Genomic DNA, 18,752 nt, shown 5'->3' on the forward strand with positions numbered 1-18,752 from the left:
AAGCATTAAAACTGGACCATAACAATTTAAGTAGACTGTGGCTGATCGCCAGGTCCTTTCCGGCGCATGCTGATTCACCCGCCAACGACCGCCTCAACGCGGCAAGGACAGCAGCCATGGATCGCTTCGTTTCAGCCCCTACCCCCACCTCGCAGCCAAGTAGGCTACCGAGCCTGCGAATCAGAGTCCGGGCATGGTTGACTGCCGCCGAGGGCTGCCTGCAGGAGTGCCGGCAGCGCGCGCGCAGCCGGCAACACCTGGCACGCCTTGACGAGCGGCAGTTAGCAGACCTGGGGATCAGCCTGGCCGAGCGCTCGGCCGAAATGGAGAAACCCTTCTGGCGCTGAGCCCGCACCGACTCAGGCGCCGGTGGACTTCTCGGCCAGCAGCTCTCGGTACAACTCGGCGCACTGTTCGCCCATCCGTTGGGCGGTGAACAGGCGCTCATAACGCTGCACGGCGCGCTCGCCCATGGCAGCCGCCAGGCCCGGATTGTCCCAAAGCGTTCCCAGCGCGGCGCGCAAGGCGTGTGGATCACTGGGCGGGACAACCAAACCGGTCTCACCGTGGATATTGATATAACTGGTGCCAGTGCCAATTTCGCTGGAAATCATCGGCTTGCCATACATCGCCCCCTCCAGCAGGGAGATGCCAAAAGCCTCAGAGCGCAGGTGCGATGGAAAGACGATGGCGCCGCTCAACTGCAGCAGTGCGACCTTGTCCTCATCGTCCAACCGCCCGAGAAAGCGCACATGCTGCAGGTTCAACGCCTGTGCTTGCGCACGCAGGTCCAGCTCCAGCGGCCCGGCCCCCACTATCACCACAGGGAAAGCCGTACCGACCAGGGCCTCCAGCAGGATATGCAAGCCCTTGTAATAGCGCATCACCCCGACAAACAGGAAAAATCGCTCGCCCACCTCGGCCTTCCATCGTGCGAGGCGTTCGGTGCTCGGGCTGGGGTAGCTGGCACGATCCAGGCCGTACGGAATGACCCGAGTCTTGTCCCGGTAATGCGCCAGCACTTCACTGGTGGCCAAGTAATTGGGCGATGCCACCACGATGCGATCGGCGCTCGCCAGGAACCTGTGCATCAGCGGCTGATACAGCTTGAGCAGGTACTTTTGTCGCACAATGTCCGAGTGATAGGTCACCACGCACGGCTTGCGTACCCCCGCGGCGAAATGCACCAGATCCATGAACGGCCAAGGGAAGTGATAATTGACGACGTCGGCCTCGGCAGCCAGTTCACGGAAGCGCTTGATCACGCTGTAGGAGAATCCGGTAGACGCGATATGCAGGTCCAGTTTGGCGCGGTGTACCCGATGACCATCGAGCATCAACGAGGAAGGCTCGGGGGTGGCACTGAGCGTCAGCACCTCGCTTTCGATCCCATGAGGCAGCCCGCTCTGGCACAGCTGGTAGATTACCTGCTCTATGCCGCCCATGGACTCGGGCAGGTAGGTCTTGAAAAAATGCAGCACGCGCATCAGCCGTTCACCGCCTGCCGGTAAACACCGGCGGTGATCTGCGCGCAGCGCGCCCAGGAAAAATCGGCTGCCCGTCGTAGCCCTGCGTCACGGCGCGCCTGCCATTCGGCCGGGTCCTCCAATAGCCGCTGCACCGCTAACCCATAGGCCCGCGGATCGTGGCAATCGGCATAGGCACCGGCAGTACCGGCTACCTCGGCCAGGGCCGGACAGTTGCCGACAACCACCGGCGTACCACTGGCCATGGCCTCCAACACCGGCAGCCCGAACCCCTCATAAAGCGAGGGGAATAGCAGCACGCGAGCACCGGCGAGCAACCGTGCAAGCATTTCATCCTCCTGATAACCCAGCAACCTGACCTGACCGGAACGCAGTGCCTCGGCCAACTCTGGGGCCAGGCGGTCAGGGTGCCAGCCCGCCATGCCAACGATCAACAATGGGAAACGCGCACGTAATGCCGCCGGCAGGCCGCGGTATGCACGCAGGGCAACACCGAGGTTTTTGCGTGGCTCCAGCGTACCCACGCACAGCAGGTAACCGTCAGGCTCAAGCCCCAGGGCCTGCAGGGGCTCGCGCAAGATGGCAGAGTCGCGCGGATGAAAACGCGCGGCGCAGCCGAGAGGGGCCACCACCACCCGCTCCGGGGTGAGACCATAGTAGTCGCAGAGCTCCCCGGCGATAAACTGTGAGTCCACCAGGATGCGTTGCGCCCGCTGTACCGCCCGCCCCGCGTGTCGCTCGATCTCGCGCAAGCGGTCCCGAGGCTGGGTTTCGGGGTAATGAACATGCGTCAGGTCGTGCAGGGTCATGACCATCGGCCCCTCGAACTCCAGCGGCCACAAACTGGGTTCATGATAAAGCGCAACGGGCTGCGCAGCGACCGCGCGATCGAAACGCCGTTGCTCAGTCCAGCGGCGTACCCGATAGGCATTCGGCACATAACGTCTAGCCAGGCTGGCCCACCGCGAATAACCCGGTAACGATGCGGCGGGCAACTCGTCGAGCCAGCGCCAGCCGTTGAATAATTTCAGCTCGTATTCGGCCGTGCTCGTCAGCGCCTCCACCAGTTCGACCAGGTACTGACCGATGCCGGTTCTGGGCGCACGCAGGATACTGGCGTTAAGAGCGACCGATAAGGACATCAGGGCCGACTGCGGGCAAGAGTTGCTGACGCGTGCGGGTTTGAAGCATGACCCGCTCGATAAGTTGAGCGGCCGAGCCCTTCCAGGACAACCACGTCCAGTGGCTCAAACAGGTGACGGCGGGAAATACGCCAGTACTTTCGAAGCGCCGTACCAACCGGCACAGCGACTCGGGCTCGGACAGGCCGAAATAAGCCATGGAATCCCCGCCAATTTCACGGAACACTGAAATATCACTGGCCATCGCGGGCAACCCGCGCTGCATGGCCTCGACCAACGGCAAACCAAAACCTTCGACATAGGAAGGAAAGACCAGGGCGCGAGAGTGGCTGTAGCAGTACTCCAGCTCCCGATCGCTGAGGTCGTTATACATAAACAGGCACGTGTTCAGCTTGGGGTGTTGCCGGATCTGCTCGATCAGCTTTTCCGTCTTCCAGCCAACCTTGCCAACGAAGCACAGGGCGACTTCACTGCCCTCCTCCCACAAGCGCTCGAACGCCTTGAGCAGATACAGGTGGTTCTTACGCGGCTCGATAGTGCTGACCATCAGGTAGACCGAACGCCCCTTGAACATGCGCTGGACGTCTTGCCGCACGACTGCACGCGGATTCACCTGGTCCAGTTCGCTGCCCAGGTGAAAATGATCGAACCAGCGCTCGGCAGCCACATCCCGCCCCAAGCGCCACTGCACTTCGCTGCGAACCTGGTCGCTGATGGTTTGTGAAATGGCGATGAAACCGTCCGCCGTGCGGGCGATCCAGTCGAACCAGTTCTCGAAAACCCTCACCAGCCCCTCGTCGCAGAATTGCGGATGGGTCAGTGGGATCAGATCGTAGATCACCGAGACAATGCCGACACCCTGCTGCTGCAACCGCTCGGCGACCGGAAAGAAATCCGCATGCCAGGACGAGTCCAGCAGCACCAGAACATCACCCGGCTGACAGCTCAACTCCACCGCGCGCGCCTTGTCCACGTAGCGCAACGACAACCGCGCCAGTATCTTTTGCGGGATCGCCAGGCAGAAACTGAGGACCTTGCAGGCCAGCCGCAGGAAGAACCGCAACAGCGGCGAGAATTGGAACGGCCAGCGCCGCTCGCGCTGGGCATGCGCCAGCCAGATGCGGTTGCGCAAGCGACCGAGTCGATCGTGCTGGTGCGACAACCAGGTTTGCAGGCTCGGCATGCGCCCACGGGAGGGACTGAGCTGAGTGACGCTGTAGACCTTGTCGTTTTTCAGGATCACCGGCACACAGGTGGCCTGTTCGGAAAGTGCGTCAAGGTTATTGACGATATTGCGCACCACACGCTGGATCCCGGAGTTGTCCTCAGGGTGGTCATAAACATAGGTGCATTCGATCAACAGTCTCATGTGCCGCTTCTTTCCCGGGTTAGTTCTGCAGTGGCAGGTGCACTGCGTTCAATATTGACAGTCGAGTCCAACCAAGAGCAGCCGATGAAGTCTGGCTGCTTGATGTTGATTACGTGGAACACCATGGCGAAATCGCGCCATTCATAGTTGGTGTCCAGATGCGAATCGAAACGCGATAACGACAAGGCGATGGAATAGTTGCCCTTGCCCAGCGAAGCCTGGAAAGGAAAGCGATAGACCACTCGCTCGCCCGCCGCCAGATCGGTCAGCGGCCGATTCAGCCGATGGGTGTTGATGCCATAAATGGCCTGCCCCATACGGTCCTTGATCATAAAGCCGAGCACCAGACGACTGATGGGCGCGCGGATCTCGACCGTCACCTCCAGGGTGGCCCGGCTACCGACCTCGATCACCTCGACCCGCTGGCCCTCGGCGTTAAGCAGGGCGATATCGGCAAACCCAGCCTCACCGGTACCGGAAATGGTGCGGATCTTACCGTTGTCCAGGCGCTCCTGGCGCACGGTCTGCTGTTCCTTTTCCGCCAGCATGGCGCTGTAGAAGTCCATGACCTCCTCCGGCGCCCCTTCCAGTGCCAGGCGACCATGGGCCAGCAAAATCGCCCGGTCACAGAGCGACTGGATCGCCTGGCGGTCGTGGGAGACGATCAGCAGGGTGGTACCGGCCTTACGGAACTCTCGGATCCGGTCGAAGCTCTTGTGCTGGAAATAGGCGTCCCCGACCGACAGCGCCTCGTCGACGATCAGCACGTCCGGACGGCGCGCGGTGGCCACGCTGAACGCCAGGCGCATTTGCATGCCGCTGGAATAGGTGCGCACCGGATGATCCATGTAATCGCCGATTTCGGCGAAGGCTTCAATCTCCGGCATCAACCCGTGCAATTCGTCCATGCTCAGGCCCAGCAGCTGCCCGGCCATAAAGACGTTCTGCCGGCCGCTGAAGTCCGGGTGAAAGCCCATGCCGAGTTCCAGCAGCGCCGCGACCCGGCCCTGAATCTGGATCTGCCCGGTGCTGGGCTGGGTGGTACCGGTAATCATCTTCAGCAAGGTGCTCTTGCCAGCGCCATTGATCCCGATGATGCCCAGCGCCTCACCCGGGTTGACGTGGAAGGACAGGTCCTGCAGCACCCATTTCAGCTGGTGGCGAGACGGTGAGAACGGAATCAGCCATTCCGCCAGGCGCGACCAGCGGGTCGGGTAGGCTTTGTAAGCCTTGCCCAGTTGAGTAACCTGAATACTACCCATCAGAGTTCATCCACCATTTCGCCGGAGCGCTTGCGAAACAGGCGCATGCCCAGGATGCAGAGCGCCACCGCCAGCAGCGCGGTGGGCCACAAACTGCTCCAGTCCGGCCACAGGCCATAGACGAAGATGCCCTGATAGGCCGCGATCAATGGCGCCATGGGATTGGCATCGACCAGCGGGCGGACGCTTTCGGGCAAAATCGACAACGGATACACGATGGGGGTGAACCAGAACCAGAATTGCAGAAAGATGCCGACGAATTGCCCGACATCGCGAAAAAATACGTTGAGTACGCCGAGGATGATTCCCAGGCCGATCGAAAAGGCGATCTGCACCAACAACACCGGAATCACGCCCAGCACCGCCCAGCCCGGAAAATTCTGTGTCACCAGCAAGAACCCGAGAAACAGCGCGAAGATAATGGCGAAGTTAACCCCGGCGTTGAGCACCACGATCAGCGGCAGGCAGATACGCGGAAAGCTCAGCTTCTTGATCAGGTTGGCGTGCTCCAGAAACACCGACTGGCTGCGTCCCAACACCTCGGCGAAGAAGCCCCAGGTAAGGATCCCCGCGCACAGGTAGATGCCGTAGGCCAGGCCGTTATCCACACCCGGCAGGCGGGCTTTCATCAACTGGGAGAAAATCACCGTGTATACGATGATCATCGACAAGGGATTGAGGATGGTCCACGCCGCGCCCAGCAGGGAGTTGCGGTAACGGGTCTGGAATTCGCGCTGGACACTGCCGAGGACAAAGCCGCGGTAGTTCCACACCGCGCGTGCCATGCCGACCGCCATTAGCGCACCCTGCCGTATTGGTCTTCAAAACGAACGATATCGTCCTCCCCCAGATACTCGCCGCTTTGCACCTCGATCATCACCAGGTCGATGACGCCCGGATTGATCAGTCGATGCTTGTGGCCAGCCGGGATAAAGGTCGACTCATTGGTATTGACCAGTTGCTCGCCCTCACCATTGGTGACCTTGGCCATGCCCTGCACCACGATCCAATGCTCGCTGCGGTGATGGTGCATCTGCAGCGACAGGGCGGCGCCGGGCTTGACGACGATACGCTTGATCTTGAAGCGCGGCCCCTCCTCCAGCACCGTGTAAGTGCCCCAGGGCCGCGAAACCGTCTGGTGCAACCGATAGGCCGGGTGATTGCCCTGCTTGAGCAACTTGACCACCTGCCGGACATCCTGGGCACGGTCCGCCCGGGCCACCAGCACCGCATCGCCGGTGTCGACCACGATCAGGTCGTCCACCCCAACGGTGGCGACCAGGCGCCCCTCGCTCTGCACGTAGGTGTTGCGGGTATCGACGAACAGGGCATCGCCCTGGGCACGGTTGTTCAAGGCATCCGGCTCCACCAATTGGCACAGCGCGCCCCAGGACCCAATATCGCTCCAATCGAAACGGGCCGGCACTACGGCCACCCGCGCCGAACGCTCCATCAGCGCGTAGTCGATGGAGATGTCCGGCAGCAGGGCGAACCGCTCGGCATTCAGCTCCTGCAGCAGTACGGTACCGCTCTGTTGCACCGGGCTGTCGGCCACACAGGCGCGCGCCAGTTCCAGCAATTCAGGCGCGTGCAACGCCAATTCGCGGATCAGGCTGCCGGCGCTGAAACAGAACATCCCGGAATTCCACAGGTAACGGCCGCTGGCGAGGTACTCCACCGCCGTCGGCGCATCCGGCTTTTCGACAAAGCGCAGCACCTGGCAACCGCCCTGCTCGTCCAGCGCGGCGCCGGCCTCGATATACCCGAAGCCAGTTTCCGGGGCGGTCGGCTCAATCCCGTACGTCACCAGATGCCCAGCGTTGGCCAGGGCCACTGCATGTTCAGTGGCGGCCTTGAATGCCGTCCGGTCCGCGATCAGGTGGTCGGCAGGCATCACCACCAGCACCACGTCGTCGCCAAACTCGGCGCTCAGCGCCAAGGCCGTGACGGCCATCGCCGCCGCGGTGTTGCGACCTTGCGGCTCGAGCAGGTAGCGGCCGCGGTGCAGCGGCAGCTTGGCCTCGGTGAAATGGTCCTTGCTCTCGAAAAAATACTCGCGGTTGGTGACCGTGACGATTTCACCGCCCTCGGCGATCAAGGCCGCCGCCCGCTGATAGGTCTTGAGCAGCAACGACTGACCATCCGGCAGTTTCATAAAGGGCTTGGGGTGCCCCTCGCGCGAAACCGGCCACAGCCGCGTGCCGGCCCCACCCGACAGGATTACCGGAATGATCATCGCGGCCTTACTCCTTGCTGATGCGACGAAGATCGGCATCGACCATCATCTGGATCAGGCTGTCCAGGCTGGTCTTGGGTTTCCAACCAAGCACCCGCTCGGCCTTGCCGGCATTGCCCAACAACACCTCGACTTCCGCAGGGCGGAAAAAGGCCGGGTCGATCACCAGGTAATCCTCATAATTGAGATCCAAGTGCTCGAATGCGATACGGCACATGTCGCGCACCGTGGTGGTAATACCGGTGGCCACCACGTAGTCGTCGGCCTTGTCTTGTTGCAGCATCAGCCACATGGCTTCGACATAGTCGCCAGCGAAACCCCAGTCACGCTTGGCGTCGATATTGCCCAGGCGCAGTTCCTTCTGTTTGCCGAGCTTGATCCGCACGGCCGCGTCGGTGACCTTGCGGGTAACGAACTCGATGCCACGCAGCGGTGATTCGTGGTTGAACAAGATGCCACTGGAGGCATGCAGGCCGAAACTTTCGCGGTAGTTCACGGTGATCCAGTGGCCATAGAGCTTGGCCACGCCATAGGGGCTGCGCGGATAGAAAGGAGTGTTCTCGTCCTGCAACTCGGCCTGAATCAAGCCGAACATCTCGCTGGTGGAGGCTTGATAAAAGCGCGTCTCAGGGCTGAACTGGCGGATCGCTTCCAATCCATGGGTCACGCCCAGGCCATCGACCACGGCCGTGGTTACCGGCTGGTCCCAGGAACTGCCGACAAAACTTTGCGCACCCAGGTTATAGAACTCGTCCGGCTTGGCCTTGATCACGGCCCGTTGCACCGCACAGGCATCGGCCAGGTCGCCCTCGAGGTAAACGATGTCGCCTTCAATGCCCAGTTCACGCAAACGCCAGCGGGTGTCGGTGCTGCGACGAGCGACCATGCCGTGTACGCGATAGCCTTTATCCAGCAGCAGCTTGGCCAAATACGCGCCATCTTGGCCCGTCAGCCCGGTAATCAATGCACTCTTGCTCATTCTTGTGTTTCCCGCAGTTCCCAGTCGCAGAGCACGCTGCGCAGGGATTCCGTTATCGTTATGCTGGGCTTCCAGCCAGTCTCTTTTTGTAGCTTGTCGGCGCTGCCGACCACTCTGCGCTGCTCGGACAGACGTAACCGCGTCGCATCCTGTTGCAACTGGATCTCGACACCGGCAAGCGCCGCCATCTCTTCGATCAGGTCGCGTATCCGGCGCTCCTGACCGGAACACAGGTTGTACACCGAGCCGCTTTTACCGCGCTGCAACAATTGAAGATAGGCCTGTACCACATCGCGGACGTCGAGAAAGTCACGCGTGACATCGACATCGCCCACATCCAGCTGAGGCGCCTGCAACCCCTTGCGGACACGAACAATTTGCCTCGCCATATTGGCAATGACGAAGGAGTCGTTTTGCCCGGGGCCGATGTGATTGAACGGACGTGCCACTATGATGCGCCATGACTCCGCATAGCTCCACTGTTGGCAGAGCAGTTCAGCGGAAACTTTACTCACCGCATAGGGATTGCGCGGCTGCGGCAATAAAGTTTCTCGGACCGGCAGGTCCGCTTCCTCGACCTTGCCGTACACATCACCAGAGCTGACATAGAGAAAGCTGCCGTTGAAGCCGTGGCGTTTCAACGCCTGCAGCAGGTTCAGCGTGCCCAGCAGGTTCACCTCCAGTGTGCGCCTGGGATCCCTGAAGGCTTCGGGCACAAAGGTCTGCCCGGCCAGGTGGATCACCGCGTCCGGACAACCCCGGCTGAACAGGCGGTCCAGGCTGTCTGTATCCAGCAGGTCGAATGCCGCAGCGGGCCACAGCGACCATTCGGACTGCTGGTCGGATGCCAGGGCGCCCTGTACATGGCCGCCCACGAAGCCGCTCAGGCCTGTCACTAAAAGTTGTTTCATCTGAGGGTCAATGCTCCTGCCGCCCATGAATGATGTGCCTTGGCTACGCCTCGCCTATACGGCGTCAGGCTCTAGACCGCCTGATTAGCCGATTAACCCTTGTTTGGTGCACAAAAATTACAAAAATTACCAATACCCCATGGGCAGGCGCTGCAATCCTTATGGAAAACGCCGCTGCAGAGACCGGACCGCCTGTACGCCGCCGAGCAATACGAGCGACCTGGAGACAGGCGGCTCGCTACGGTAGCATGCGCAGCATTTCGCGCTCTGGAGCTCAGCAAGATTATGAAACTCGCGGTGATTTACGCGCTGCTGGCGATGGTTGCCACTGGCTTCAACATTGGCGCCCAGGATCTGCTGGTGCGCCTGTATGCAGGCCCCTATCATGTGCCATTGGCCATGTTGGTGGGCACCGCCGTGGGGTTAATTGTCAAATATGCCTTGGATAAACGCTATATTTTTCGCTTTCAAGCGCGAAATGCCATTCACGATGGCCAGGTTTTTCTGCTCTATGCGCTGATGGGCCTGTTCACCACCATGATTTTCTGGGGCTTCGAACTGGCCTTTGAATATGCCTTCCAGAGCAAGGAAATGCGCTATTTGGGGGCAATTATCGGCCTTTCCATCGGTTATGTGGCCAAATACCTGCTGGACAAACGTTTTGTCTTTCGCAGCGAGGAGGCCTGATGCGCCTGCACGGCTGGGGCCGCTACCCCGTGATCGATGACGTGACCCTGGACAGCCCAACGACACTCAGTACCGCCCGGCGCCTGTTGCTCAGCGAAGGCTCGCTGATTGGCCGTGGCATGGGCCGCAGCTATGGCGACAGTGCGCTGCACACCCGGGTGGCCAGCACCCAGCAACTGCAGCACCTGCTGGCTTTCGACCCACTCCTTGGCACCCTGCGCTGCCAGGCCGGAGTCACCTTGGACCAACTGCTGGCCGTGCTGGTGCCACGCGGCTGGTTTCTGCCGGTCACTCCTGGCACCCGCTTCGTTTCGGTAGGTGGCGCGGTCGCCAGCGACGTGCATGGCAAAAATCATCACTTGCATGGCTGCTTCAGCGAATTCGTCGATGAACTGCTGCTCGGCATGGCCGACGGCAGCCTGCTGACCTGCTCGCGCGACCAACACCCCGAGCTGTTCTACGCGACCTGTGGCGGCATGGGCCTGACCGGCCTGATTCTAGAGGTCAGCCTGCGCCTGACCCCCATCCGCAGCGCCCATATCAGCCAGACCACCTTCAAGGCCGCCAACCTGGAGGAGGTCCTTCAGCTGTTCGACGCCCAGCAGCAACGCACCTATTCGGTGGCCTGGATTGACTGCCTGGCCCGCGGCGCCGACCTGGGCCGTTCACTGCTGATGGTCGGCGAACATGCCGGCGGCGGCTCGTTGCTGCTGCCGGAAAAGCGCTCGCTGAGCCTGCCGCTGGACATGCCGGCCATGCTGCTCAACCCCCTGTCGGTGCAAGCCTTCAACAGCCTGTACTACCAGCGCATACGCCAGAAGAAATCCAAGCAACGGGTGGACTACCAGAGTTTTTTCTATCCGCTCGACGGCATCCAGCAATGGAACCGCATGTACGGTCGCCAGGGCTTCCTGCAATACCAGTTCGTGATTCCCAAGGCGGCCGGAGTGACGGGCCTGCGCGGTATCCTCGAGCGTATCGCCGCCTCGCACCGCGGTTCGTTCCTCGCCGTACTCAAGGTTTTCGGCGAGCAGAACCGCAACCCGCTGTCGTTCCCCCTTGAGGGTTACACCCTGGCGCTGGACTTCAAATACGACCCTGGCCTGTTCGCCTTGCTCGACGACCTGGATGCACGGGTGCTGGAACAGGGCGGGCGCATCTACCTGACCAAGGATGCACGCATGAGCGAGCAGACGTTCAAGCGCAGCTACCCAGGCTGGGAAGCGCTACAAGCGGCGCGCGCCCAGTATGGCGCCCACGGCAAATTCACTTCGCGACAAGCGCAACGACTGGGACTGGACTAACTGATGGAAAAGATACTGATTATCGGCGCCGCATCGGCCATCGCCGAAGCCACGGCCCAACGCTTCGCCGCACAAGGTGCCCAGCTCTACCTGTTGGCGCGCGACCAGGAGCGCCTCGGCACCCTGGCCAGCGACCTGAAGGTCCGCGGCGCGAGCACGGTCGCCTATGGGGCCTTCGATGCCAATGCATTCGAGCAGCACGCGGCGCTGCTGGAGCAGGTCATCGCCACCCTGGGCGGACTGGACACGGTATTGATCGCCTACGGCACCCTCGGCGACCAGAAAGCCTGCGAGACCAGCGTCGCATTGACCCTGCAGGAACTGAACACCAATGCCCTGAGCGTCATTTCACTGCTGACGTTACTGGCACCACACTTCGAAGCACAGCGCGAAGGTTGCATCGCCGTGATCGGCTCGGTAGCGGGTGACCGCGGTCGTCAGTCGAACTATGTGTACGGCACCGCCAAGGGTGCGTTGAGCATTTTCTTGCAGGGCCTGCGCAATCGCCTGCATAAAAGCGGCGTGCAGGTGCTGACCATCAAACCGGGTTTCGTCGACACCCCCATGACCGCCAGCTTCCCCAAGGGTCCCCTGTGGGCCAGCCCACAGAAGATCGCCGGCGACATCGACAAGGCCATCCAGAACAAACGCAACGTGTTGTACACTCCGTCGTTCTGGTGGCTGATCATGGCGATCATCAAAAGCGTCCCGGAATGGCTTTTCAAGCGCCTTTCCCTCTGATCAAGGCCCTGCACATGTCTGCGCAAAACTCCGGCCCTGGCGTGCCGGCAGCCGGCGCTCGCCGGCTGCTGGGCACTCACCAGCTATTCTGGCTCGGCGCAGTGCTGGCCATGCTGATCCTGGCGGTCATGGCGAGCCAGCGGATTTACCACACCAGCAGCGACCCGCGGGGCACGCTGCTGGTCAGCCAAGCGCTGGTTCAACACGGCACCTTGAAGTTGGACAGCTACGGGTCGCAAGTCCTCGACAATCTCGGCTATGTGATTCATCGGAAGAACGGACACGCCTACAACTATTTCCCGCTGGGCACCGCCGTTGTCAGCACGCCTTTCGTGGCTATCGCCCTGGGCCTGGGTTTCGACATGGTCCAGGACGAACCGCTGATCCAGATGGCCATCACGGCCCTGGTGGCGCTGCTGATCGCGGCGCTGCTCTACCAGACCGCGCGGCTCTACCTACCTCAGACACCGAGCCTGCTACTGACCGGGTTATGCTGGTTTGGCAGCGCCTTGGCCAGCTCCCTGGGCACCGCGTTGTGGTCCCACGATTTCGCCTGGGTGTTTTCCAGCGCGGCGATCCTGCTGACCCTTCGTCGGCGATCGGCTGGCTGGCTAAGCGGTGCCGGGCTGATTGGCCTGTGCCTCTTTCTGGCCTACCTGTGCAGGCCGACATTGGCCCTGCTTGCCCCCTGCCTGCTGCTCTACTGCTTTACCCAGGATAAAAAACGGGCATTGGTCGCCGCCCTGACGCTGGGCCTGTTACTGCTCGGATTCATGGGCTGGAGCCAGGGCGAGTTTGGGCAAATCCTGCCCGACTATTACCTGCCGAAGCGACTGGAGAGTAGCGATTCCGGTGATGCGCTGTATGGCAACCTGTTCAGCCCGGCCAGAGGCCTGCTGGTCTTTTCACCCTTCTTGCTGGTGTCGCTGCTGCTGACATTGGGACTGGCGCCGCGTAATCGCCGCATCGCCACCCTGGGGCTGCTCACCCTGGTCTGGCCGCTGCTCCACTGGCTCTCAATCAGCCAGTTCCCTCACTGGTGGGCCGGCTGGTCATTCGGCGCGCGCCTGATGGTCGACGCTCTGCCTGGTCTGTTCGTCGGGCTCTTCAGCGCACTGGGGGCCCTTGAACGGCGCCGCCGCCTGGCTTATGCGGCAGTCTTCATCAGCGGTCTGCTGGCGATCTACATCAACACCTACCAGGGACTGTTCAATCCCTATGCCGTGCAATGGAACGTCGAACCCAACGTCGATCAGCACCCGGAGTATCTGTTCGACTGGCGCTACCCGCAGTTCCTGCACAACCAGCCACGTCATGAAACACGTTTGGCGGAGTTCAACAGTCAGCAGCTGCCAGCCTTCAGCGGCCAGGTCGAGATTCCCTATGACTCTACCCAGGCGGTCTTCGAGCATTTTTACGGCCTGGAAACCGGCTTCCGCTGGAGCGAGGGGCAGGAGGCCAAGCTGAGCTTCGTACTCGAGCCTCAGGCCCTGCAGGGCGAGTTCAACCTGACGGCCGGGTTTCTGGGTGACCAGCGTCTGGAGATCACCCTGAATGGCTCGGCGGTCTATCAAGGGCGGCCCAGGGGCGGGGAACGGGAAATTCGTTTTGTCGCGCCGACGCAACTGTTACGTCCGGGAATCAACACGCTCGGTTTCAGCCTGCCGGACGCGCACGCTCCGGCGTCGGAAGACCCGCGCATCATGGCCATGGCCTTCCGTAAACTGTCCCTGCGCTAACGGGGCTGATTGCCGCGGTGCAGGTTGGCGGCGGCGCCGACCATCCGCTCGAACGCTTGGCACGCAGCGCGGCCATTTTTGCCGACTGTCGTGCTGCTCACCCACCAGCAGGGCCTTGCCCTTACCGAGCCATGATGCAGTCACCACCCACACCGTGCGTGAGCTCCCGCGCCAGCCAGCCCGGCGCAACCCATTACTTTCACTCACTGGACTGCGCACGCGGCTTGGCGGCATTGGCCGTGGTGCTTTGGCACTGGCAGCATTTCTTCTTCAACGGCGCCCTGCCCGGGGCATTCGACCGGCAGCAACAGCCCTTCTATGGGGCACTGTTCCTGTTCTACGAAAAAGGCTGGCTCGCCGTCGACTTTTTCTTCGGCTTGTCCGGGTTCGTGTTTTTTTGGCTGTACGCCCGCCCCATAAGACAGCGCCAGATCAGTGCTGGAAAGTTCTTCTGGCTGCGCCTGAGCCGTTTATACCCCTTGCACCTCGCCAGTCTGCTGCTGGTCGCCGGGCTCCAATGGGCACTGTGGAACACCCAGGGCGGTTACTTCGTCTACGCCTTCAACGATGCCTATCATTTCCTGCTCAACCTGCTGTTCGCCTCCGCCTGGGGTTTCGAACGAGGCTTTTCCTTTAACGCACCGATCTGGTCGGTGTCGGTGGAGGTGCTGCTCTACGGCATCTTCTTCTGCGTCGCCCGCTGGTTGCCCATGCGCGCGCCGGTCGCGTTGACTCTGGCACTGATCGGCCTGGTCCTGCAGGACGGGTCGGCGCTGATCGGCCGTGGGCTGTTTGCTTTCTTCCTGGGGGGCGGGGTGTATTTCGCCTACCACTGGCTGCTGGCGGGCGGCAAACAACAGCAATGGGCCCGGCCGCTGCTCGCCGCCTGCCTGGGCGCCTGGCTGTTGGCCTTGCTCGAGTTCGAGTTCAGCGTCCTGCAACCGTACCTCGAGCCCCTGTGCGCCCTCGCGGGTAACCTGCCCGTGGAGCGCGTGACGACCATAGCCGTGACGGGGGGCTTATTACCGCTGACCATCCTGACCCTGGCGGTCAACGAGCATGCGGGCCAGGGCGCCTGGAAACGGTTCGCCTGGTTGGGTGAAATCAGCTATGCCTCGTACCTGCTGCATTTTCCGCTGCAGCTGGTGTTTTTTGCGGCCTTCGCCTCCTTGCGGCCAGACCGGGCAGCGTTCTACAGCCCACTGCTGTGGTGCGGCTTTTTCGCCACGCTGGTGCTGCTGGCCCTGTTCGTCCATCGCCGTATCGAGCGCCCGCTGCAGCACTGGCTGCGGCGCACCCGCCCGGCCCGGCGAGCGGTCACGACGCCGACCGACTGACCTCCGCGCCGGCGTTCGAGCCCAGGGCCGCGCCGGTGTTAAGCGCCATGCATCGCCCCCTGAGCCTCCAGCGCCTGCAAACGCTCTTGGGCCCGCGCCGCGCCGCGCTTACGTAGCGGGGTTTCGATGCAACGGAAGTTGAATTCTGCTAGCAGACCGATCAACCCCAGCGCCCCTAGCAGCAGATAAGGCAGCAGTTCGGGTCCATAGGGCTGATCCACCGCGTGCAGGTAACGCACCGCCACTTCGTGGACGATCTTGAACGCTGGCAGATGGATCAGGTAGATCCCGTACGAGCGCGACCCCAGCCAGCCCAACAGGCCGCCAGGGCCCACATAGCCGAACAGGTAACGGTTGCCATAGGACGCCAGCCAGAGCAGCAGCGCCGCGACCATCGCCATCAACCCCATATGGCACGCCAGATACCCCAGGCGCGCCGGCACTGCCGTTAGCAGGTAAACCAGCAGCAGGGTCACGGCCAGGGCCGCGGGCCTGCAGCGCGCCAGCCAGGTCGGCTCCAGGCGGCGATAGAGCGCACCGCGGGAAAACAGGTGGACCAGGATGCCCCAGGCGAAGCCATCGATACGGAACGAAGCGAGATACTGCGCCGTCATGTCGCCGAAGTGGTTGCGCGACAGAAAGAACTGCCCGGCGATCACCACCAATAGCGCGATGATCCGCCACCGGCGAGCGGTGATCGCCAGCAGGAACAAGGGGAACAGCAGGTAGAACTGCTCCTCCAGCGACAGGCTCCAATAGACGTTGTTAGGCGCCAGGGCGCCATACATATGGGCCACGTTGGCACTGAGGCTGGCGATCGCCAGTGCGCTTTTCAGGTTCTGCGCGGGCTCCATAAAAATACCGGAGCTGTTGAAGTACAGCGAACAGAACAGACCCACCAGCACCCAGAACCAGGCCGACGGCAGCAGCCGGTAAGCGCGACGCAACCAGAACATCCGCGCCGCCGGCCAGAACTCGCCCCGCGCCGCGTGGCGATCGAAGTAATCGCAGTAGGCACGGCTGACCACGAAGCCGGAGATGCAGAAAAACAGGTCCACCCCGACGCCCAGGCTCAGGTACTGGAACAGCGGCAGGATGATTTCACCGACAAAGGGCGATAACAGAGGCGAATGCGCCAACAGCACCAGGCCGATGGAGACCGCCCGCAGGTACTCGATCTCAAGGTTCTTGATGGACGCGTGGCTCACGGTGCTGGCTTCTGTGCAAGGGGGATGATGCGGCACCCGAGGTCGTGCCCCGTGCGCGGATAGCCATCCCAGTCATAGGCAAACAGGTAGCCGGGATACAGCGCGCTGTCGCACAGCACACGGTAGTCGAGCGTACGCGGTGGAAAGACCTGCACCACACTGTGGCCGGGAATGCTCCAGCGGGCGCCCACCTTGGCCAGGTCGCCAAAGAAAAACGGCTCGACCCCCGAGTAGCCAAACGATACCGAGCTGTTGGCGGGAAGTGTGGCAATGAAGGCTTTCACCCGTTGCACGTCTTCGGCAGGCAGGAAGCGCTTGGGAAAAGTCCCCACGTTGGCAATCAACGGTGCGAATTGCGGCGTTTGACGCCAGGCGTAATGGCCGAGTTGCCAGGCCAGGGTGCAGAGCACCAGCACCCCCGCCAGCCGCGCGGCCCTGGCCACGCAGTCGGACATGCCGGCCAGCACCCCGGCGAGCAGCAGCAGAAAGCCGAAGGGGTAAGCGAAGTCGTACCACATGCTGTGGCCATTGAGCGCCATGGCGATAAAGGCAATGCCATACAGCGACAACAGTACCGGCGGCCCCAGGCGGCGGTGCACGGCCAGCTGCGCCGCGACCAGCAGCGCCAGCGCGCCGAGCAGCAGCCAACCCGGGCGCCCACCCAGCACCGGCGCGCCCAGCTTGAAGTCGAACTGAAAACGCATGTCTTGCCAGAAGCCGTCGATATGCTTGATCACGAACAGGCCGTAGGCGACCAGCGCCAGAAACGCCACCAGCAATGCCAGCAACTCCCCGGGGCCCACCACCAGGCTTTCGCGCCGGACCAGCGTCCAGCCGACCAGTACCGCGGTCGGCAACAGAAAATACACCGCGTTGAAATGCACCGTCGCCGCTATCAGGACCAGGGCCAGCGCCAGTACCGGCTTGGCGTGCAGCGAGGCGCGCAGCGCCAGCAGGAACAGCAGCACATAGAGGCTTTCCATGCGGGCAATGTTGGACATCGCCAAGCCATAGGGCGACAGAAACGCCACCAGGGCGAAACCCAACGCCAGCAGCCGCCACCGACCGCGCACCTGGTGCTGGAGCATCTCCAGCACCAAAAGGAAGCTGCCGATATAGAGCAGGCAGGACAACCAGCGGGACAACTCGAAGCTGTAGCCGAACAGCTGATACAGCCCTGCCAGGACCAGCATGTACCCCGGCGGCATCCACATCACCAGCCGCTCCTGGTTCAGGCCCCAAACATACAAACTACCGGTTTGGCTGAACTCGAACGCCTGGGCGATAAACGCGCTCTCGTCGTTCCAGGGAATGGGGAATTCGAAACCGAGGCTCATGCGTACCGCCAGCACCAACGCGATTACCGCCAGTGCATAGGCCGTCAGCCCACCCTGGAGCAACAGGCGGGATGCGCTTACGCCGGGCTGGGCCGCCCCGCGGCCCGTGCTGAAAAGTAGCGGCAACACGCCTTAAACCGGTTTGCGCGCGATGATCGCCTGGCTTTTGGGCATGGCCTCGTCGAGCGCTTTCTTGATCCGCGGGCCGTCGGGGGTCGACAGCAGCAGGTTCCAGGTCTGGGTCCAGGACTCCAGCAGCGGATGCCAGGGCGGCGACAGGTCCTGCTTGCAGGCCCAGAAGAAGAACCACCAGATCGACCAGTAAAAGCCGTAGTCGGCGCGTTTCTCGATGATCAGCCCGGCGTCCAGCACCAGCTGTTCGAACTCGTCACGCTGGAAGACGCGGATATGGTTCGGGTGCTCGAAATAGGCGCCCGGTGCGAGTTTCTTCTGCACGCTTTCACCCAGCGGGTCAGGCACGGTCAACAGGAACTGAGCGCCGGGTCGGGCCACCCTGACCAGCTCACGCATGAACTGCGCCGGATCCTCCACATGTTCCAGCACTTCCATGGCGATGATCTTGTTTGCCCGGGCATCCGGCAACGGAATCGGATTGGCATCGGTGACCAAGGGAATCACTCCCCGCGCCGGCGACTGCTTGAGCATGGCCTCGACCGCTGCCACCTTGGCCGCGTCAATGTCGGCGAATATCACTTCGGCACCGCGCTCGGCGCAGAACTGGGCAAAGGGGCCGTCGCCGCAACCGATGTCCAGCACCGTGTCCTCGGCATCGATCGCAAACCCCTCGAACAACTCGCCACTGTCGCGGCGAAACCAACCGCTCAGGTAGGCATCGGTCAGCGTGGGGTCGGTCGGCGGCGCCAGCGCTTCAACCGGGGCCGAGGCCGGGGCCTGCGGCAGCTCGCGCGCTGCCGGGGTGGCTTGCGGCGCAGGGGACGGCGGTACTTCAGGGCGCACCAGCCGTTTCAGGAATTCCAGCATGACGGAACCTT

Annotated in this window: 17 protein-coding genes; 6 read left to right on the forward strand and 11 right to left on the reverse strand. The window is 62.1% G+C overall.

Features of this window, described 5'->3' with window-relative positions:
* Window positions 1-116 precede the first annotated feature (116 nt).
* Window positions 117-347 (forward strand): DUF1127 domain-containing protein, encoded by a 231-nt coding sequence (locus tag ABWY06_RS25935; protein WP_502948208.1) that lies wholly within the window; start codon window positions 117-119, stop codon window positions 345-347.
* A gap of 12 nt (window positions 348-359) precedes the next feature.
* Here the strand turns inward: ABWY06_RS25935 and ABWY06_RS15440 are convergent, their stop codons facing one another.
* The 8 genes from ABWY06_RS15440 to ABWY06_RS15475 are packed head-to-tail and all read right to left on the reverse strand — an operon-like array spanning window position 360 to window position 9,386.
* A complete protein-coding gene (locus ABWY06_RS15440; protein WP_353926441.1) occupies window positions 360-1,487 on the reverse strand; it encodes a glycosyltransferase family 4 protein in 1,128 nt (375 codons plus the stop codon).
* Window positions 1,487-2,629, reverse strand: a complete 1,143-nt coding sequence (locus ABWY06_RS15445) for a glycosyltransferase family 4 protein (protein ID WP_353926442.1) — start codon at window positions 2,627-2,629, stop codon at window positions 1,487-1,489. The genes ABWY06_RS15440 and ABWY06_RS15445 overlap by 1 nt, the downstream gene beginning before the upstream one ends.
* Window positions 2,607-3,998, reverse strand: a complete 1,392-nt coding sequence (locus ABWY06_RS15450; RefSeq protein ID WP_353926443.1) for a glycosyltransferase family 4 protein — start codon at window positions 3,996-3,998, stop codon at window positions 2,607-2,609. The genes ABWY06_RS15445 and ABWY06_RS15450 overlap by 23 nt, the downstream gene beginning before the upstream one ends.
* Window positions 3,995-5,260 carry an ABC transporter ATP-binding protein gene (locus ABWY06_RS15455; RefSeq protein ID WP_353926444.1) on the reverse strand — a complete coding sequence of 422 codons (1,266 nt, stop codon included), beginning with the start codon at window positions 5,258-5,260 and terminating at the stop codon, window positions 3,995-3,997. The genes ABWY06_RS15450 and ABWY06_RS15455 overlap by 4 nt, the downstream gene beginning before the upstream one ends.
* Complete coding sequence (locus tag ABWY06_RS15460; RefSeq protein ID WP_353926445.1) at window positions 5,260-6,057, reverse strand: ABC transporter permease; 798 nt, start codon at window positions 6,055-6,057, stop codon at window positions 5,260-5,262. Before ABWY06_RS15460 ends, ABWY06_RS15455 begins: the two co-directional genes overlap by 1 nt.
* Window positions 6,057-7,496 carry a mannose-1-phosphate guanylyltransferase/mannose-6-phosphate isomerase gene (locus ABWY06_RS15465; protein ID WP_353926446.1) on the reverse strand — a complete coding sequence of 480 codons (1,440 nt, stop codon included), beginning with the start codon at window positions 7,494-7,496 and terminating at the stop codon, window positions 6,057-6,059. Before ABWY06_RS15465 ends, ABWY06_RS15460 begins: the two co-directional genes overlap by 1 nt.
* Before the next feature lie 7 nt (window positions 7,497-7,503).
* Window positions 7,504-8,475 carry a GDP-mannose 4,6-dehydratase gene (locus tag ABWY06_RS15470; RefSeq protein ID WP_353926447.1) on the reverse strand — a complete coding sequence of 324 codons (972 nt, stop codon included), beginning with the start codon at window positions 8,473-8,475 and terminating at the stop codon, window positions 7,504-7,506.
* On the reverse strand, window positions 8,472-9,386 hold the full coding sequence (locus ABWY06_RS15475) for a GDP-mannose 4,6-dehydratase (RefSeq protein ID WP_353926448.1): 915 nt from the start codon (window positions 9,384-9,386) through the stop codon (window positions 8,472-8,474). Before ABWY06_RS15475 ends, ABWY06_RS15470 begins: the two co-directional genes overlap by 4 nt.
* Window positions 9,387-9,485: 99 nt before the next feature.
* Between ABWY06_RS15475 and ABWY06_RS15480 the strand changes: the two genes are divergently transcribed.
* The 5 genes from ABWY06_RS15480 (at window position 9,486) to ABWY06_RS15500 (ending at window position 15,194) form a co-directional block, all read left to right on the forward strand.
* Complete coding sequence (locus ABWY06_RS15480) at window positions 9,486-10,073, forward strand: GtrA family protein (protein ID WP_353926449.1); 588 nt, start codon at window positions 9,486-9,488, stop codon at window positions 10,071-10,073.
* Window positions 10,073-11,377, forward strand: a complete 1,305-nt coding sequence (locus ABWY06_RS15485; RefSeq protein ID WP_353926450.1) for an FAD-binding oxidoreductase — start codon at window positions 10,073-10,075, stop codon at window positions 11,375-11,377. The genes ABWY06_RS15480 and ABWY06_RS15485 overlap by 1 nt, the downstream gene beginning before the upstream one ends.
* 3 nt (window positions 11,378-11,380) lie before the next feature.
* A complete protein-coding gene (locus tag ABWY06_RS15490; RefSeq protein WP_353926451.1) occupies window positions 11,381-12,118 on the forward strand; it encodes an SDR family oxidoreductase in 738 nt (245 codons plus the stop codon).
* Between the two features lie 14 nt (window positions 12,119-12,132).
* Window positions 12,133-13,857, forward strand: a complete 1,725-nt coding sequence (locus ABWY06_RS15495) for a hypothetical protein (protein WP_353926452.1) — start codon at window positions 12,133-12,135, stop codon at window positions 13,855-13,857.
* Between the two features lie 134 nt (window positions 13,858-13,991).
* A complete protein-coding gene (locus tag ABWY06_RS15500; protein WP_353926453.1) occupies window positions 13,992-15,194 on the forward strand; it encodes an acyltransferase family protein in 1,203 nt (400 codons plus the stop codon).
* A 38-nt stretch (window positions 15,195-15,232) separates the two neighbouring features.
* Here ABWY06_RS15500 and ABWY06_RS15505 read toward each other — a convergent pair whose 3' ends face one another.
* The 3 genes from ABWY06_RS15505 to ABWY06_RS15515 are packed head-to-tail and all read right to left on the reverse strand — an operon-like array spanning window position 15,233 to window position 18,741.
* Window positions 15,233-16,402 carry an acyltransferase family protein gene (locus tag ABWY06_RS15505; RefSeq protein WP_353926454.1) on the reverse strand — a complete coding sequence of 390 codons (1,170 nt, stop codon included), beginning with the start codon at window positions 16,400-16,402 and terminating at the stop codon, window positions 15,233-15,235.
* The gene (locus ABWY06_RS15510; RefSeq protein WP_353926455.1) at window positions 16,399-17,868 is read right to left on the reverse strand and encodes a glycosyltransferase family protein; all 1,470 of its coding nucleotides are present in this window, start codon (window positions 17,866-17,868) and stop codon (window positions 16,399-16,401) included. The genes ABWY06_RS15505 and ABWY06_RS15510 overlap by 4 nt, the downstream gene beginning before the upstream one ends.
* A gap of 3 nt (window positions 17,869-17,871) precedes the next feature.
* Window positions 17,872-18,741, reverse strand: coding sequence for a class I SAM-dependent methyltransferase (locus tag ABWY06_RS15515; protein ID WP_353926456.1), 870 nt, complete (start codon window positions 18,739-18,741; stop codon window positions 17,872-17,874).
* Between the last annotated feature and the right edge of the window lie 11 nt (window positions 18,742-18,752).

This window comes from Pseudomonas sp. (assembly GCF_040514055.1).
GTDB lineage: Bacteria > Pseudomonadota > Gammaproteobacteria > Pseudomonadales > Pseudomonadaceae > Aquipseudomonas.

Excerpts from the sequence above, each read along its gene's own strand:
- ABWY06_RS15485 (WP_353926450.1), top strand. The coding sequence starts at position 10,073 with ATGCGCCTGCACGGCTGGGGCCGCTACCCCGTGATCGATGACGTGACC.
- ABWY06_RS15470 (WP_353926447.1), bottom strand. The coding sequence starts at position 8,475 with ATGAGCAAGAGTGCATTGATTACCGGGCTGACGGGCCAAGATGGCGCG.
- ABWY06_RS25935 (WP_502948208.1), top strand. The coding sequence starts at position 117 with ATGGATCGCTTCGTTTCAGCCCCTACCCCCACCTCGCAGCCAAGTAGG.
- ABWY06_RS15465 (WP_353926446.1), bottom strand. The coding sequence starts at position 7,496 with ATGATCATTCCGGTAATCCTGTCGGGTGGGGCCGGCACGCGGCTGTGG.
- ABWY06_RS15450 (WP_353926443.1), bottom strand. The coding sequence starts at position 3,998 with ATGAGACTGTTGATCGAATGCACCTATGTTTATGACCACCCTGAGGAC.
- ABWY06_RS15460 (WP_353926445.1), bottom strand. The coding sequence starts at position 6,057 with ATGGCGGTCGGCATGGCACGCGCGGTGTGGAACTACCGCGGCTTTGTC.
- ABWY06_RS15500 (WP_353926453.1), top strand. The coding sequence starts at position 13,992 with ATGCAGTCACCACCCACACCGTGCGTGAGCTCCCGCGCCAGCCAGCCC.
- ABWY06_RS15440 (WP_353926441.1), bottom strand. The coding sequence starts at position 1,487 with ATGCGCGTGCTGCATTTTTTCAAGACCTACCTGCCCGAGTCCATGGGC.
- ABWY06_RS15495 (WP_353926452.1), top strand. The coding sequence starts at position 12,133 with ATGTCTGCGCAAAACTCCGGCCCTGGCGTGCCGGCAGCCGGCGCTCGC.
- ABWY06_RS15455 (WP_353926444.1), bottom strand. The coding sequence starts at position 5,260 with ATGGGTAGTATTCAGGTTACTCAACTGGGCAAGGCTTACAAAGCCTAC.
- ABWY06_RS15515 (WP_353926456.1), bottom strand. The coding sequence starts at position 18,741 with ATGCTGGAATTCCTGAAACGGCTGGTGCGCCCTGAAGTACCGCCGTCC.
- ABWY06_RS15490 (WP_353926451.1), top strand. The coding sequence starts at position 11,381 with ATGGAAAAGATACTGATTATCGGCGCCGCATCGGCCATCGCCGAAGCC.
- ABWY06_RS15475 (WP_353926448.1), bottom strand. The coding sequence starts at position 9,386 with ATGAAACAACTTTTAGTGACAGGCCTGAGCGGCTTCGTGGGCGGCCAT.
- ABWY06_RS15445 (WP_353926442.1), bottom strand. The coding sequence starts at position 2,629 with ATGTCCTTATCGGTCGCTCTTAACGCCAGTATCCTGCGTGCGCCCAGA.